This is a genomic window from Arenibacter sp. F26102, assembly GCF_023015865.1.
In the GTDB taxonomy this organism is placed as follows: domain Bacteria; phylum Bacteroidota; class Bacteroidia; order Flavobacteriales; family Flavobacteriaceae; genus Arenibacter.
On the sequence record NZ_JALKBC010000008.1, the window covers coordinates 22059 to 36893 of the forward strand.

The window sequence follows — 14835 nt, forward strand, 5'->3', positions numbered from 1 at the left end:
AAAACACAACAAAGGCGATGACTAACCAGCCCGACAGCATGGATAGGTACGGGCTCGGTTAAGTGCTAAACAACGCAGCTACGGTTAGCTTAACCGATGGCTATAATTTGCTATTTCAATAAAAATTCTCCTGTGAAATTCTGCTGTTGCTTTTCGGACAGTGTATGAAAGCCCACTGCTTGTACATCACGAAAGAGTCGTTCTAGTTCAAGTATTCGATAAAAACTTTGTCCACCTACTGTTTCCATGGCTTTATTGACCGTTTCTTTACATGCATTTGCAACCAATGTCTTTCTAGCCAATATTTCAACCCCTATTCTTTCCTCAGGCTGAAAATCTAAATTATTGGCTATTTCAATCATATCTTTATGAACCACTTGTGCCAAAGTAAGGCTATTGTAAAGTTCTCCAATCAAGAAGGTAGTAGGCAGTGATCTACTTTGTTTTGCTCTAGACTTTTCCAAAGTAATCTTCATCGCTTTCTCTGCTATTCCAATATAGGGAGCCATGATTAAAGGCAATGCTACGGTTAGTACCACATTCCAAAACATAGGAAATTCGCCTTTTGCTCTTTTCATCACAATGGAATTTTCTGGAATAAACACATTACTAAAGATCACGGTTTGTGAGCCTGTTCCCCGCATTCCCAAGGTGTGCCAATCATCCAATAATTGTATCCCATCAGTTTTCATAGATACTGTAAAATGGAGTACTTGCCATCCCTCTTCTGGATCATTATAGGGTATGCTGGTCACCAAGAGATCACCTATTGCTGATTGACTTGCGAATTGTTTTTTTGCTGAGACCAAATAACCATTATCGGTTCTTCTCATGGTTCCATTGGAATCTAGCCAATCCCGTGCTCCTGTACTGACCAACACCATGTTTTTATCAACTACCTCTTTTAGGAATTCTTCGCTTGTACCTTCCTGTTTATATTTCCAGATATTTACTGCAAGAAGGTGTTGGTGCATAGACAATGCCAATGCTGTAGAAGAGCAATACTGCGCTATTTTAACCAATATAGCGCACATATCAGTAAAAGAAACTCCAGCACCTCCCAATTCTTTAGGTATCATGGCCGTTAGATATCCATGCTTTTTCAATAATTGATAGTTATCGGCTACAAAGGTATCGGCCTTATCGTGCGCACTTCCATTTGCAGCCAATTGGTCCCCAAGCTGGTCTATTAGATTTAACCAGTGCTTTGAAGGGGTTTCAGCAACCTTGTTTTGATGAATATTCATAATACAACAGATTTTTTCGATAATACTTCTCAAACAAACAGTTGTGCTTTTTGAAATTTTAAAGGAGTAATACCATTCTCGTTCTTGAATACTCTAGCAAAATGGGCAGGACTTTCAAAACCACTATCAAAAGCCACCTCATATACTTTTTGATTGGTATTCTCCAATAATCTTTTTGCATGAAGAAGCCTTTTTTTAGTAAGCCATTTTCCTGGTGATGTTCTATAAGTACTTTGAAAATCGCGATTAAATGTACTTAAACTCCTCTGTGATAGTCTTGCAAATTCTTCGAGTGATAAATTATAAACAAAATTGGACTCCATTATGTTTTTAACCGATGGTTTAACTTCTTGGGCAATCTGTTTAAAATAGCTCCCGATTTCAGGGTTATAAGGCAGTGATAAAATATTGACCAATAACTCTTGAAATTTAATTTCCATCAAATATTTTGAAGGCTTTTCTTGATTAAAAAAATAATCCAACATTGACGTAAAATATGTACTTAACGTTCTGTCCATTATCAAAGGAATTGCACTATCACTTTGAAGACTACTTTTTTGATTGGCCCCGATTTCAGGTTTTTGTGATATAAAATCCTTGACATAAGAATCAGGAATAAAAATTACTATGGCGCAAAAATCTGAGTCAAAATACTTCTCAATAATATTTGCTCCTTTTTTCACAAAAAGCACCTCATTGGCATGAACCGTATAGCTATGCTCCAGCGTTCGCCATTTCTTTTTGCCCTCTAGTACATAAATAAAATAATTTAGATGGTTCCAAGTAGTGAATATCGCTTTTTCCTCCTTACATCGATACTCCGAAAACATAAGTGACGACACTTCAATTTTCTTGAATGTAGGTGTGTTTTTTGCTATGTCGTAACCGTTACCCATTATTTTGAATATTTTACATTTTGAAAAGTACAGCTTTTTAAGTGAATGGCCTCCTTATAAACATCTTAAGTCATAACAAACCATTGTTTTACCCAGTAAATATCTCAACAATCTATTTTCTTAATAGGTAATAATTTAAGTGGTTATGTTTGCTAACTGCAAATCCAATAACGAATTTCTAATCGATTTCTGCAGGTTTTAAAATCAGGTCGTTGTCAGATGCCAATTTGGCGAATTCCTCTGCACTTAGTGAATTAGATAGTTCCTTCCCCGGTTCTACCCCTACTTGTTTGAAAAAATTTAACAAACCATGTTTAGCATTTGGAACAGTTGCAAATACCAATTTTAACGGTTCATTGCCCGTATTTTGAAAGGAATGCCATTCTCCCGGCGCCGTATACCATACATAGCCTTCCCTAACAATTGTTTCTTTCCGCTCATCGTTCTCATAACTTATAACGACACCCGTTCCTGAAAGAAAATAAGCAATCTCTTCCGTTTTATTATGCTTGTGCTCTGGCAAAGCCCCCCCTACACCCAACTCGTATTTTGAAAAACCTGCAGAAGCATTAGGGTGACTTTCGGAATCCAAATAAATTTGAAGCAACCCTCCAGACCCAAGTTTGTCTTTGCTCTCTGGAAATATCCACAGTTGTTTGGCGTCCTTAGGCATTACAATTCTTTTACCAGTGTGTGTATGCGTGGAATTATCGTGAATATGGGTTTCTTCTTTTTCGTCAAGTGAAAGGGCTACTACCGAATCGTCCTTTTTCTCAGATTTATCTACATTTTCACCACAACCTTGAACGATGGTAAGTAAAAGTATTATGGCAACTAACTTCCTTATTTTAAAGTTCTTTTTGTTTTTAAGCATGGTTATATTATTTATGTTTATTAATGACTTCCAATTGTAGGAATCAAAACTAAAGAGAATATATGTACTTTAAATGACTAGGGCTTTCAATAAATTGACTGAGTATGTCAAAACAATAATTTTGAAAGGATAACACTTATTAAAGCCTTGCTAAATAGCAATTACTACTAAAGAAAACTATGCCCTTTTCAGGTTTTAAGACAAAAACTATTGCTATCAACCTGTTTGTAATACGTCTTTAGTAAGTGCTAAACCAAATTGTTCGTGCTAATTTGCGAATACCGCTAAATTTTTAAATTTGGATTTCAAGATTGAAAAAGTAAAAACCCGTCCGAACAGACCTATTAGTTACGGGCGCGCAAAACATAATAATTCGGTTCTGCGTTTATCCAAAGACGTAGTGTCATTATACACGCTGCGTTTCAAAAACAAACTGTTAGCGGTAACTTAAATAGGAAAAAATTATCTTAATAATTATTTCTCGCTTAATAAATGAAAAAAAGGAAAATTTTCACATCCAAAAGGGAACGGAAATTATGGACTTGGGCATTGGTGGTTTGTATTGCTATCTACGCTACACTGTTTTTAGGAGGTCAATTCATAGATTATATGGTTGAACGTCGAATTATAGAACAAAGCACTTTTTACTTCTTTCTTGTTTTGATTTTAGCTTTCATATTCAGCGGATTGAAAAGTTCCAGAAAGAGATTGGAGTATTGGATATATGCCGGAGTTATAGCTGTATATGGTACGGCTTTGTTGAGAATGGATCTCACTATTACTGAGTGTTCACATATGATTGAGTATGGATTACTTTCAATATTAATTTATGAAGCGCTTGTTGAAAGGGGACTTAATGGAGCGAATATCAAATTACCTATAATAACGTCAATTGTAGCAGCTGGAACTATTGGATTATTGGACGAATGTATTCAATATTTTCTATCATATCGCGTTTTTGATATTGTGGACATTGGTTTCAATTATTTGGCGTCGGCACTTGGAGTACTTATAAATTATGGAGTAAGTAAGTTGCAACAAATTTTCACAAATTGGAATAGAAAGTAGGTAAGGATTTAAAAACTACACACAACAATCCATATAATTAATTGGCCCGACAGCATATTTCCAGTCCTTAACGGCACTGGTATACTGGCGGATGGCCTGGCACAAGGTTTTTTGTAAAAATTCTCCCACCCCCAAAAAATTTACGGTACAATTTTCTCCGAGCCTGCCGGCTGGTAGGTTCGCTTTGTATTCGCTAATTTAGTTACTTAATCATACGCTGGCAGTAATTGGAATGGAAGAACAACAAATCATAGAATGGTTGTTACAAGGTGATGTATCAATACAATATCAGGTTCACCGAGATCTGTTGGGTAATAACCTCAAAGAACTACAAGGTAGAATAGCCTATGAAGGTTGGGGAAAACAATTTTTATCCAAGCGAAAGTCGAATGGACATTGGGGGCAGAGTTTTTATCAGCCCAAATGGATTTCCTCCCATTACACCCTGCTAGACCTCCGCAACTTGAACCTAAGCCCTGCAAATAAGAAAGTGCAAGAAACCATTAAGATAATATTGGCTACTTGTAAGGCCAAAGATGGAGGTATTAAATTGGGTCCTTCAACAACTATCCATAGTGATGTTTGTGTAAATGGAATGTTCTTAAATTATGCCACTTACTTTCAAACTGAAGAACAAGAATTACACCCAGTTGTAGATAGTGTTCTGAATGAAATAATGCCAGATGGTGGTTTCAATTGTAGAACAACAAGAAGTGGAGCGGTTCATAGTTCGTTACATACTACCTTATCTGTACTTGAAGGATTACTTGAGTTCCAAAAGGCAGGAAACACTTACCGGAAATATGAAATTAAAAGTGCCCAAAGGAGTGCTGAAGAGTTCGTTCTTATCCACCAATTATTCCTTTCTGACCGAACAGGAGAAATCATTCGGAAAGACTTTTTAAATCTTCCGTATCCATGTAGATGGAAGTACAATATTCTTCGAGCTTTGGATTATTTTCAATATTCCGGACGTAAGTGGGATGAAAGAATGAATCCTGCTATCAAGGTTTTACTAAAAAAGCGAAATACAGATTATACATGGAATTTACAAGCTAAACACCCAGGAAAGGAACACTTTGAAATGGAAAAAGCGGGAAAACCAAGCAGATGGAATACGTTAAGGGTTTTACGTGTATTGAAACATTTCGAAATAGAAAACTACTGTCAACAACCTGTGTAATTAACCAGACCTACAGAGTCTTTCCAGCTTGCTGAGCTTTTTGGCATGGTCCCCTCCCCAATCAGTACCTGACCTACTTTGTTATACAGGCGGGCGGGCGTATCGGCACGGGCGGACTGGCGGGTTGCCTGTGAAAGCTAACTAACGAAAATCCTCCAACCCCAAAAACCTTGGCAGGACAGATTTCCCTGACTGAAATTAAAGTCTGAACCTTGTGTATTATGCTTAAAGCCAAATATAACCACCAACGATCAACAGAGTTTAAAGTAGATTTTTCATTTTTTTAAATTATAGGATACACGTATTTTCAGTTATTTTTGCCTTATGAAAAAAATAGTCAATTATTTTCTACAAGGTTTGCTATATATCGCACCTTTGGGAATCACGGTTTACATTATATATTTAATATTCAATTTCATAGATAATATCTTGGATGATAAACTTGAGAAAATTTTTGATATTGATATTCCGGGATTAGGATTTGTTATAATCTTTTTATTTCTCGTATTGGTTGGGATAACTGGACAAAGTATACTTGCTCGACCATTTAAAGTACTATTTAAACGAATAATAGAAAAAGCTCCTTTGCTTAAGCTAATATTTTCAGCTTTAAATGACCTTTTTTCAGCTTTTGTTGGCAAGGAAAAGAAGTTTAATAAACCTGTTATTGTTTTAGTGAACCCTATATCGAACTTAGAAAAGTTAGGTTTCTTGACCGAAGAAGATTTAAGCATACTTGATGAAAAGGAAAAGGTAGCCGTTTATTTCCCTCATTCCTATAATTTTTCAGGTGAATTGTTCCTAGTACCTAAAGAGCAAGTAAGGTTGATTGATGTAAATCCATCTGTGGTTATGAAATTTATTATATCAGGAGGTGTTTCAAGCATCTATGAAGAACAAGGAACCGTAAATGAATAAATTAGGAAATTTTTCAAGAGCAATGTTATTCCTTGTCGTTTTGACTACCAGTGTTTTCCTTTTTGTGGTTTTTTGAAAGAATCAGACCAATAAAAATTATTTAACTTTAGTAATGTAAAAGATTCTGTTTTCCATTGATAAATTAGAGGTTCTAAATTTAAAGACGAAACTCAAGCATTGGGGAGCCAAAAAGACCAGGTAACTGTTGTTTAAAAATTTAAGAGAACAAGAAGTTTCTTCTGTGATCACCGTCCATAAGAACCTAAGGATAAAACGATGGGGAGAGTAGAACCGGTATACCCCAATTTTAATCCCAAATCATGTAATGAGGTCTGGCGGGGTGACCTAAAGTAAAGGTTTTTGATGGGCAATAAAATCTACCGCCATTCGCTCACCATCACAATCTCCATGTGCCGATTCTTGTTTACGACAAAAGGAAATTACCACTAAAACCTAAGATCTGCAAGGTCAAGTTCAGAAAGGTTTTAAAATCATATGGCTTTTCCCGGAAGGCTATACCGAACGATTTAATTTGGAGTACAATTCATTAAATATCAGCACAGAAATACAGGCCCTGTTAATGAGGATATTACTTTTTTTCATAACTTTAAACTTATGATAAAACCTATCACTAAGGGTAGTGAACCGTAAGGTAGTCCTTGCTTGAAGCTGCCTTTAAGTCTGGTTCAACAACTTGTATAATTAATTGCTGGCCAATTTCCCAAATGGAAATCCTTGCAATTAATAGTCTTTGGAACTTGTAAACAATTTCCGCTTGAAATGTCTACAATTAATCATTCATGATCCTTTAGTTAACATGCTAAAATTCACATTATGAAAATCCATTGGTTACCTTTTTATTTATTGGTTCTTTTATTTTCATTCACAATTCAACCAGAAAATACATTTAGTGAGATCCGAAAAGGTACCATTACAAATCTTTATGATGCCTTTGGTAAAGACACTTCCCTGACTAAAGACTTTGGGTTTTCCTGTATTACAAAATACAAGGACAAGACAATTTTATTTGATGCTGGTAGTAACGCCGACATCTTTAAAAAGAATACCAACAAACTGGGAATTGACCTTTCAAAGATTGATATTGTGGTTGTTTCTCATGGACACCTCGACCATCTTAATGGAATTGACTATTTATTGCAAATAAATCCAAAAGTGAAAATATATTTCCCCTATGATATTTTTTGGGGAGCCCCCGTACCCTTTGACGCAACAGGACAAGAGCAAGAGGTAAAAGATTCATTACCAACATATATGCAATACTTTGATGGTGGAGAAACAAAATTCATCATTAATCAATCAGGACGGTTCTGGAACTCTAACATTGAGTTTGTCAAGGATTCCAAGGAAATTCTACCAGGACTTAATTTAATAGCGACGAATTCTCCCTACATGGGATATTTTTCGTGTTATCCGGGAAAGAGTTTTGTCGAAGGGCAGTTTGAGCATGAATCAGATGCGTGTAAAAACACTGATCTCCCCGAACTTTCGCTTTCATTAAAAACAGATAAGGGGCAAATTCTAATTGTGGGCTGCTCACACACAGGCGTTGAGAATATTGTTAAACAAACACAAACCGTTACGACCGATAAAATTGAATTGGTTTATGGTGGTTTTCACATGCTCCCGTTTAACAGAACACAGATAGCACGCTTAGCTTTCGTTCTCAAAACAGATTTGGGAGTTCACCGAGTGGCACCTGCGCATTGTACAGGACATCTTGCATTTAAAATTCTTAATGACTCTTTCGGTGGAGATTATTTATTTGCAGGACTTGGTGAAACAGTTTCGTATTAGTATGAAAAATAAATTTATTGCGAGAAAGGCATGATTCACAATTCCACTAATCGGCTAAGAACGAAAAAGTCCATGGTGCTCCTTTCACACTACCCAGCGTTCTGGTCTACTAATAGGCAATTCTAAAATGAAACCTAAGTTATGTTTTAATACAAGAAATTAATATAACCTTTCTGGGCTTAATATATTTAACCTAACATTTGAATGCCACACGAAATCAGCTAGAATGTAAGTGTATTGAATGGCAATAATGAATTTATTTTATTTTATTCACCTCCATATGGAATAAGTATAATCCGTTCTTCAGAATTAAATGACTTGAAGAATGAATGGGAAAACATAATTACTTTTCTACAAGATGAATGGGACCTTGGGAGGGAAACAATTACAGTCGGACCCATGATGATTATTAATCAAAAGGATAACCATGCCAAGGCTTTTTAATTGGACAAAAACAAAACCCTTGCGAATAGGCGCCGGCGGGCATATGGAAACCAGCCCGACACATAATTCTTGCGGGAGCCACCTGCCCGACATTAATTCAGAAGGGTAAAAAGCTTTTGTTAGGTGCATATAGAACAGAAGAGGTGGCTAACTTCCCGCACTTCGCATAACCGAGACTACTTCCTGAAAGCCAAATGGAGCTTTTTCTCCATTAGCATCAGGTTTAAAAAAATAATTGTAATTTGTACTTCCGAATAACATTAACAAGCTTGCATTTCTGATTAATAAGCTTTGTTCTTTCATTGTAAATTAGCATTTGGAATTTTGCGTGCAAAACTTCAGCCTCAAACTGCACCAAGCGCCACAGTTATTTTTTAATAAAATTGTTGGCAGTAATTTAATGGTTGTGAAGATATGAAGGCAACTCAAATTGAAACAATACTTGAAACTGACTATCTCATTGTAGGATGTGGTGCTGTGGGCATGGCTTTCGCTGATGTTATTTTATCGGAAACGGATGCTAACTTGATCTTGGTCGATAAACTCCATAAGCCTGGTGGACACTGGAACCATGCATATTCATTTGTAAAACTGCACCAGCCCTCTGCATATTATGGTGTAAGTTCAGTAAACCTGGGAAGAGATGATACAGATAAGGTTGGAGTAAATAAAGGTTTGGGATATCTTTCTTCAGGTGCTGAGATCAGTGCCTATTATGATGATATTATGCAGCGTATATTCCTGCCTAGTGGCCGGGTAAAGTATTTCCCATTATGTGAATATAGCGGTGACAATAATTTTGCATCAATTCTAACCGGAAAGTCCTATAAGGTAAGGGTTAATAAAAAAAATGTGAATGCGGCCCATATGCAAACCAAGGTTCCTTCCACACATACTCCCAACTTCCATATTGCACCAGAGGTTATGTTTATTCCGATCAATGATTTGCCAAAAGTAACGAAGCCACCTGGAGGATGGGTGGTAATAGGTGGTGGTAAAACTGGAGTTGATGCCATAATTTGGCTACTCGAACACAAGGTTGATGCTGCAAAAATTACCTGGATCGTTCCAAGAGATTCCTGGTTCACAGATCGAAAGAACATTCAGCCTTCTGAAGAGTTTCTTAAATATTTCCTCAATGATCAGATTGCTCAGTTGGAAGCTCTGGAACAGGCTAAGTCGATTACCGATCTGTTTATCAAGCTTGAAAAAGCAGGTGTACTGTTGCGTATAGACAAAAAGGTGATACCAAAAATGCATCGTGGGGCCACCATAAGCGAACTGGAATTAGAACAGCTCCGGCGGATTAAAAATATTGTTCGTAAGGGCCGTATCAAGCGTATCGAAAAAGACGAGATTATTCTTGAGGAAGGAAAGATTGGCAATGAACAAAACCAAATTTTTGTTGATTGTTCAGCAAATGCGCTGCACCATTCAGGGAATAAACCAATTTTTTCAGGCAACACGATTACACTACAGCCAGTAAGAGGAGGACAAATCGTATTTAGTGCAGCCTTTATTGCACATGTTGAAACTGCCTATAAAGATGAAATGCAAAAAAATAAGCTTTGTGAGGTAGTACCATTGCCAAACCACGATACGGATTGGATAAAAATGTTTGCGGGATCTATGAAAAATCAACATAGCTGGAAAAAAGATCCCGAATTAACAAAGTGGCTTTACAACAATAGATTGGATGGATTCAGCCATTTGGTGGCAGATATTTCCGATGATGATGAAGAATTGCAGACTATTCTAAGACGTTTACGCAACAGCATCAGACCAGCCATGGTGAATCTCGGAAAACTTCTTCTTTAGACGATTAAAGGAAAATGATGTTCTTGAATTGATCAAGACCAAATTGTAAAAATGAAAAAAATTGCTATTGAATAAAAACGGGCTAGGCCAGCTGCTAACAACGGCCAACATAAATGACAGATTCAATTTTATGATAAATACTCAACAACAAAGGTGCAAATTAATATATCCGCCAATATGCATTATCCTAGACCGTTGACAATAGTTTACACTTAGTTAAGGGTATATAAAAATTGATATAATTTATTTTTAACGCTTCTAAATTTAAGATATTATGAAAAAATTCATTTGGTTAAACTTTTGTTTACTATTACTATTTTCCTGTGATTCTGATAACCTGTTGAAAAATTCTGGACCTTTTGCAGTAGAATTCAATCTTAAGGGAGCTGTTGATAATGCCATACAGACTTTATACATTTCAGGAGTGGACAATGGCAGTTTTGATATCAATGACTATCAAATTGAATATGATGAAAGTGATGCGCACCCAAACTCAAAAGGATTTCCGGCTGACCTTACAAACGAAGACTTACAATTTGAAGGCACGATAAGATTCTTTTCTCCCAGATTGGAAAGTATATATTTGGAGTATACCAACCTTCTTAATTACGATAATGGTGATACCTTGGAAGTAACAATTACTATTTTTAGAAATGGAAAAGTGATAGATGAAATTTCTGAAGTCTTTTCAGACAATAGTCTTGAAATTTTCAGATTAAACAAATCGTACAACTATGCAGATTAAAGCAGATAACTAATGACAAGTGCCTTTTGGAAAAACTATTGCAAATATCTAATAGTGAGTTCAACAGTAACCGGCAAACATGAAGACCGTGTTGAGTGTACCAATTGTCGTTTTTCCCTACTATGGGCATTGCAATCAGTTTTGACAATCATTTGAACCCCAAGTATCCAAACTTCTTAATATATTTTCCAGGGATTTTCCTCTATTGCTCAATCTATATTCCACTCTAGGGGGAACTACAGGAAATACCTTTCTGGAAATAAGCCCATCTTTTTCCAATTCCCGCACTGTTTGGGTAAACATTTTATTTGAAATACCAGGAATTTTTTTTTGCAATATTCCAGAACGCAAAGCCCCTTCCAATAAATGAAATAAAATTAAAGGTTTCCATTTTGTGCCTATTAAATTCATTGTATAATTTAAAGGACAACTATTATCTTTTTTCAGAATCATTAACTTATATTACTGATTATCATTATTTTACTCCTTTTGGTAACTATACTACTTTTTAGTAAGTTATTGCCTATAAGGCAAATATAAATTAATTTTGCAATTAAAATTAGAACCTATGACAGATATTAAAAATTATCCAAAATCGTTTTCACATATTGGAATTACAGTTCCGAATATAAATGAAGCCGTAAAATTCTATTCAGAAGTAATGGGTTGGTACATAATTATGGAACCATCCAAAGTCAAGAAGGAAAGGGAAACCGCTATTGGTCAAATGTGCATTGATGTCTTTGGAGAAGACTGGAATGAATTTGAAATTGCCCATTTAGCAACTTCGGACGGTATTGGAATTGAATTATTTTCCTTTCCAAACGGAATAAAAGAAGCTCCTGAATTTAACCCATTTAATACCGGCCTTTTTCATTTTTGTGTACAAGACCCAAATATTGAAGAGTTGATAGACAAGATTGTTTCTTATGGTGGTAAACAACGTATGCCGATTAGGGAATATTACCCTAACGATAAACCTTTCAAAATGTGCTATGTGGAAGACCCATTTGGTATTGTTTTTGAAATCTACACCCATAGTTATGAATTAACATACTCTTCAGGTGCCTATTCAAAATAACCTGAGATTTTCATAAATTGTAATAGGCTCTCCTGCTGGAGCATGCCTGCTTATCGTCAGATAGGCAGGCATGCTCCAGCAGGGCCTATTGTTCCCCTTTAGGCAACCCAACTAATTCTTATTTATCAAAATTTTTAGGAATAAAATATACGTTTAGCAATAGGTTAATTCATTTGCTTTATTTCTATATTTTACTACCCCCCTACTCTTACCCTTATTCCCTTTAGGATTATAGCACAACGAGAAGTTTTAGATATAAATTTCTTTTTACTTTACCCTCTGCACAGGTAATGTTTACCATTGCTAGGGTGTAAATGGCCAAGTTCCCGGTTCAATTAATCTAAATCTAATTTTATGAAAACTTCTTTCCATTTAGTGCCTCAATTATTTCTAAGGTTTGGAGTACTGGCCATCTTAGTGTTCGCTTGTGTAGGCCCAGCTGGACCTTCAGGAAGCTAGGAAATTCAAGGTCAGCAAGTTCCATGGGTGACCCAGGGAGCGGGGGCACTTGGCACTGCCAATTTTATCTACTCTGAATGGGTAAACTTTGACAGTATTAATTGGTCTCTAGTGACTGAGTTTGCTAGGGCCACCCAGCTCTGTGCGAGCATTATGATATACCCTTGGATTAATATAGGCTTTGATTAAATTTAAAAAAATAAGATTTTTGGCAAAACGGCATCTTATTGCCCTCGATCCCCCATAAAGCGAGACCAAAATACAATTCTGAAAATAGCTTACCACTATTATTGGGACCTAGGTAGTATAGAAGTCTGTGTGTTATCGTGTTTCCGATCTGGGACAAAAACTGGCACTGCAAGAAATCCTTTGCTACAATGTCGTTTTTTTACAATCATGCCTAATTTTTCTGTAATATCTTTAATACATATCAATTTGAATGGATTAATAAATAATTCCCATTCATTAAAAAATGAAGTCATGATCAAAGTTTCAGAAATAGCACCGGATGTTTACAGAATATCAGTATTTGTTAAAGAATTCAATTTACAATTCAATCATTTTTTGATCAAAGATGATGAACCCATGCTATATCATGCAGGAATGAAACAAATGTTTCCCATGGTGCTGGAAGAGGTACGCAAATTAATTGATCCATCGAAGATCATGTGGATCGGTTTTAGTCATTTTGAAGTGGACGAGTGCGGAGCACTTAATGAGTGGCTGCAGGTAGCCCCAAATGCTAAAGCCGTATGCAGTGAAGTTGGTGCCATAGTAAATATGGGCGACTTTGCGATAAGACCGGCCCATGCAATGGCGAGTAATGAAATATTAAATACGGGTAACCATAAATATCGTTTTATTAGAACCCCACATTTACCACATGGTTGGGATGCTGGTGTATTGTTCGAGGAAACAAACGGAACACTTTTATGTTCGGACCTTTTTCACCAAAATGGTAATGTAACAGATATAACGGATAAGGACATCCTGGCTTCACATAAAAGTTCCATGCTCGAATATGATCAAGGACCATTGATGGAATATACTCCTTATACCCATAATACCGCAAAGCTACTTTATTCCTTGGCGGATTTAAAGCCTAAGACCCTAGCAACAATGCATGGTTCTTCATTTGTAGGGGATTGTAGCCAGGCGTTGCGGGATCTTGATACTGTCATGAGGGAATTATGGGGCAACGAGCTTAAAGTGGTTTAAACCATCATATATTGAATAGTAAATCATAAACACCAGATTAACAAACGGTTAGAGCTACCTAAGAGCTTATTCAAATTTCGGTCATAACCCAAAATAAACTATCTTTAAGTTTAATGAATTGGACAAATGGGAACCCAGATAAAAGAATATATACCATGCGAAAGCTTAAGACCATTCGTGGAGCTATTTTGGGAAGGTAGTTTTAATATGCATGCTACTGGATCCATGTCCATGCAAATGATTCCAAATGGCTGCCTGGAATTAATCATCCATTTAAACGATCTGCACTGCGACCTTGAAAATAACAATATCTGGTCACAAACTCCGGACTATATGATTCTGGGATTAATAACCCAACCTTGCGAAGTAAGGTTTAAAAATTGTGTAAGTGTCTTTGCCATTCGTTTTAAGCCGGAAGGTATCTATAATATCTTTGGGGTACCTTCTTCATTGCTAATGGAAAGCTACGAAGATATGTCTACTGTATTGGGCCGTGGGTTTCAAGACTTCTGCCATAGGTTAAAGGAAAAAATAGACATTGTTTCTATGATTCGGCACACAGAAAATTATCTATTGAAGAACCTCCAGGACAAAAAGATCGGCCTGAACTACGTAAACTTGGCTGCCGAACTCATTCGCAATACGAAAGGCGTCCGGATAAAGGACCTATGTAGTAGACTATTTATAAGCCAGCGACAATTGGAAAGGGAATTTAAAGATAAGGTTGGTATTAGTCCAAAACACTATCTCCGCATTATACGTATTAATGAAGTACTGCGATTATTAAATGAGGATCATGTAATCGATCTTACAGGTGTTGCCTATCAATGTGGTTATTACGATCAGGCACATTTTATAAAAGATTTTAAAAAAATAACCGGTCAAAAACCAACCATTTTTATGATGGACAAAGAGCAGTTTATTTCCAATCCTGGCCTTGCCCATTACATTGATTAGTCCAAAATTAAACTGCAACCCGACAATGGGGTTAATTTGCACCAACCTACTATTTCATATTAAACTTCTATAATTAATTATTTGATATATTGTATATAAAAACACCCGCTAG

General features: G+C 36.2%; 14 protein-coding genes. 9 read left to right on the forward strand and 5 right to left on the reverse strand.

Annotated elements, in window-relative coordinates:
• Positions 1 to 110: 110 nt before the first annotated feature.
• The 3 genes from MWU78_RS12825 to MWU78_RS12835 all read right to left on the reverse strand — a co-directional run bounded on the left by MWU78_RS12825 (position 111) and on the right by MWU78_RS12835 (position 3017).
• Positions 111 to 1247 carry an acyl-CoA dehydrogenase family protein gene (locus tag MWU78_RS12825; RefSeq protein WP_246998327.1) on the reverse strand — a complete coding sequence of 379 codons (1137 nt, stop codon included), beginning with the start codon at positions 1245 to 1247 and terminating at the stop codon, positions 111 to 113.
• A gap of 29 nt (positions 1248 to 1276) precedes the next feature.
• A complete protein-coding gene (locus MWU78_RS12830; protein ID WP_246998329.1) occupies positions 1277 to 2143 on the reverse strand; it encodes an AraC family transcriptional regulator in 867 nt (288 codons plus the stop codon).
• A 178-nt stretch (positions 2144 to 2321) separates the two neighbouring features.
• Entirely contained in the window at positions 2322 to 3017 is a 696-nt protein-coding gene (locus tag MWU78_RS12835) for a cupin domain-containing protein (protein ID WP_246998331.1), read from the reverse strand.
• Between the two features lie 492 nt (positions 3018 to 3509).
• Here MWU78_RS12835 and MWU78_RS12840 point away from each other — a divergent pair, with 492 nt between their 5' ends.
• From MWU78_RS12840 to MWU78_RS12855, 4 genes are all read left to right on the forward strand, one after another.
• Complete coding sequence (locus MWU78_RS12840; RefSeq protein WP_246998333.1) at positions 3510 to 4085, forward strand: VanZ family protein; 576 nt, start codon at positions 3510 to 3512, stop codon at positions 4083 to 4085.
• A 232-nt stretch (positions 4086 to 4317) separates the two neighbouring features.
• The gene (locus MWU78_RS12845; RefSeq protein WP_246998335.1) at positions 4318 to 5268 is read left to right on the forward strand and encodes a hypothetical protein; all 951 of its coding nucleotides are present in this window, start codon (positions 4318 to 4320) and stop codon (positions 5266 to 5268) included.
• 324 nt (positions 5269 to 5592) lie between these two features.
• Positions 5593 to 6186, forward strand: a complete 594-nt coding sequence (locus MWU78_RS12850; RefSeq protein ID WP_246998337.1) for a DUF502 domain-containing protein — start codon at positions 5593 to 5595, stop codon at positions 6184 to 6186.
• An 834-nt stretch (positions 6187 to 7020) separates the two neighbouring features.
• The gene (locus MWU78_RS12855; RefSeq protein ID WP_246998340.1) at positions 7021 to 8001 is read left to right on the forward strand and encodes an MBL fold metallo-hydrolase; all 981 of its coding nucleotides are present in this window, start codon (positions 7021 to 7023) and stop codon (positions 7999 to 8001) included.
• A 591-nt stretch (positions 8002 to 8592) separates the two neighbouring features.
• Here MWU78_RS12855 and MWU78_RS12860 read toward each other — a convergent pair.
• A complete protein-coding gene (locus tag MWU78_RS12860; RefSeq protein ID WP_246998342.1) occupies positions 8593 to 8748 on the reverse strand; it encodes a hypothetical protein in 156 nt (51 codons plus the stop codon).
• A 111-nt stretch (positions 8749 to 8859) separates the two neighbouring features.
• On the opposite strand from MWU78_RS12860, the gene MWU78_RS12865 reads away from it, so the two are divergent.
• Positions 8860 to 10263, forward strand: a complete 1404-nt coding sequence (locus MWU78_RS12865; RefSeq protein ID WP_246998344.1) for a hypothetical protein — start codon at positions 8860 to 8862, stop codon at positions 10261 to 10263.
• A 274-nt stretch (positions 10264 to 10537) separates the two neighbouring features.
• Positions 10538 to 11008 carry a hypothetical protein gene (locus MWU78_RS12870; protein WP_246998346.1) on the forward strand — a complete coding sequence of 157 codons (471 nt, stop codon included), beginning with the start codon at positions 10538 to 10540 and terminating at the stop codon, positions 11006 to 11008.
• Positions 11009 to 11143: 135 nt separating this feature from the next.
• Here the strand turns inward: MWU78_RS12870 and MWU78_RS12875 are convergent, their stop codons facing one another.
• Complete coding sequence (locus MWU78_RS12875; RefSeq protein WP_246998347.1) at positions 11144 to 11419, reverse strand: helix-turn-helix domain-containing protein; 276 nt, start codon at positions 11417 to 11419, stop codon at positions 11144 to 11146.
• A gap of 157 nt (positions 11420 to 11576) precedes the next feature.
• Here MWU78_RS12875 and MWU78_RS12880 point away from each other — a divergent pair, with 157 nt between their 5' ends.
• From MWU78_RS12880 to MWU78_RS12890, 3 genes are all read left to right on the forward strand, one after another.
• Positions 11577 to 12089 carry a VOC family protein gene (locus MWU78_RS12880; RefSeq protein ID WP_246998349.1) on the forward strand — a complete coding sequence of 171 codons (513 nt, stop codon included), beginning with the start codon at positions 11577 to 11579 and terminating at the stop codon, positions 12087 to 12089.
• A gap of 939 nt (positions 12090 to 13028) precedes the next feature.
• A complete protein-coding gene (locus MWU78_RS12885; RefSeq protein WP_246998352.1) occupies positions 13029 to 13766 on the forward strand; it encodes an MBL fold metallo-hydrolase in 738 nt (245 codons plus the stop codon).
• A gap of 126 nt (positions 13767 to 13892) precedes the next feature.
• On the forward strand, positions 13893 to 14723 hold the full coding sequence (locus tag MWU78_RS12890; protein ID WP_246998354.1) for a helix-turn-helix domain-containing protein: 831 nt from the start codon (positions 13893 to 13895) through the stop codon (positions 14721 to 14723).
• The last annotated feature ends 112 nt before the right edge of the window (positions 14724 to 14835 follow it).

Excerpts from the sequence above, each read along its gene's own strand:
- MWU78_RS12825 (WP_246998327.1), bottom strand. The coding sequence starts at position 1,247 with ATGAATATTCATCAAAACAAGGTTGCTGAAACCCCTTCAAAGCACTGG.
- MWU78_RS12830 (WP_246998329.1), bottom strand. The coding sequence starts at position 2,143 with ATGGGTAACGGTTACGACATAGCAAAAAACACACCTACATTCAAGAAA.
- MWU78_RS12835 (WP_246998331.1), bottom strand. The coding sequence starts at position 3,017 with ATGCTTAAAAACAAAAAGAACTTTAAAATAAGGAAGTTAGTTGCCATA.
- MWU78_RS12840 (WP_246998333.1), top strand. The coding sequence starts at position 3,510 with ATGAAAAAAAGGAAAATTTTCACATCCAAAAGGGAACGGAAATTATGG.
- MWU78_RS12845 (WP_246998335.1), top strand. The coding sequence starts at position 4,318 with ATGGAAGAACAACAAATCATAGAATGGTTGTTACAAGGTGATGTATCA.
- MWU78_RS12850 (WP_246998337.1), top strand. The coding sequence starts at position 5,593 with ATGAAAAAAATAGTCAATTATTTTCTACAAGGTTTGCTATATATCGCA.
- MWU78_RS12855 (WP_246998340.1), top strand. The coding sequence starts at position 7,021 with ATGAAAATCCATTGGTTACCTTTTTATTTATTGGTTCTTTTATTTTCA.
- MWU78_RS12860 (WP_246998342.1), bottom strand. The coding sequence starts at position 8,748 with ATGAAAGAACAAAGCTTATTAATCAGAAATGCAAGCTTGTTAATGTTA.
- MWU78_RS12865 (WP_246998344.1), top strand. The coding sequence starts at position 8,860 with ATGAAGGCAACTCAAATTGAAACAATACTTGAAACTGACTATCTCATT.
- MWU78_RS12870 (WP_246998346.1), top strand. The coding sequence starts at position 10,538 with ATGAAAAAATTCATTTGGTTAAACTTTTGTTTACTATTACTATTTTCC.
- MWU78_RS12875 (WP_246998347.1), bottom strand. The coding sequence starts at position 11,419 with ATGAATTTAATAGGCACAAAATGGAAACCTTTAATTTTATTTCATTTA.
- MWU78_RS12880 (WP_246998349.1), top strand. The coding sequence starts at position 11,577 with ATGACAGATATTAAAAATTATCCAAAATCGTTTTCACATATTGGAATT.
- MWU78_RS12885 (WP_246998352.1), top strand. The coding sequence starts at position 13,029 with ATGATCAAAGTTTCAGAAATAGCACCGGATGTTTACAGAATATCAGTA.
- MWU78_RS12890 (WP_246998354.1), top strand. The coding sequence starts at position 13,893 with ATGGGAACCCAGATAAAAGAATATATACCATGCGAAAGCTTAAGACCA.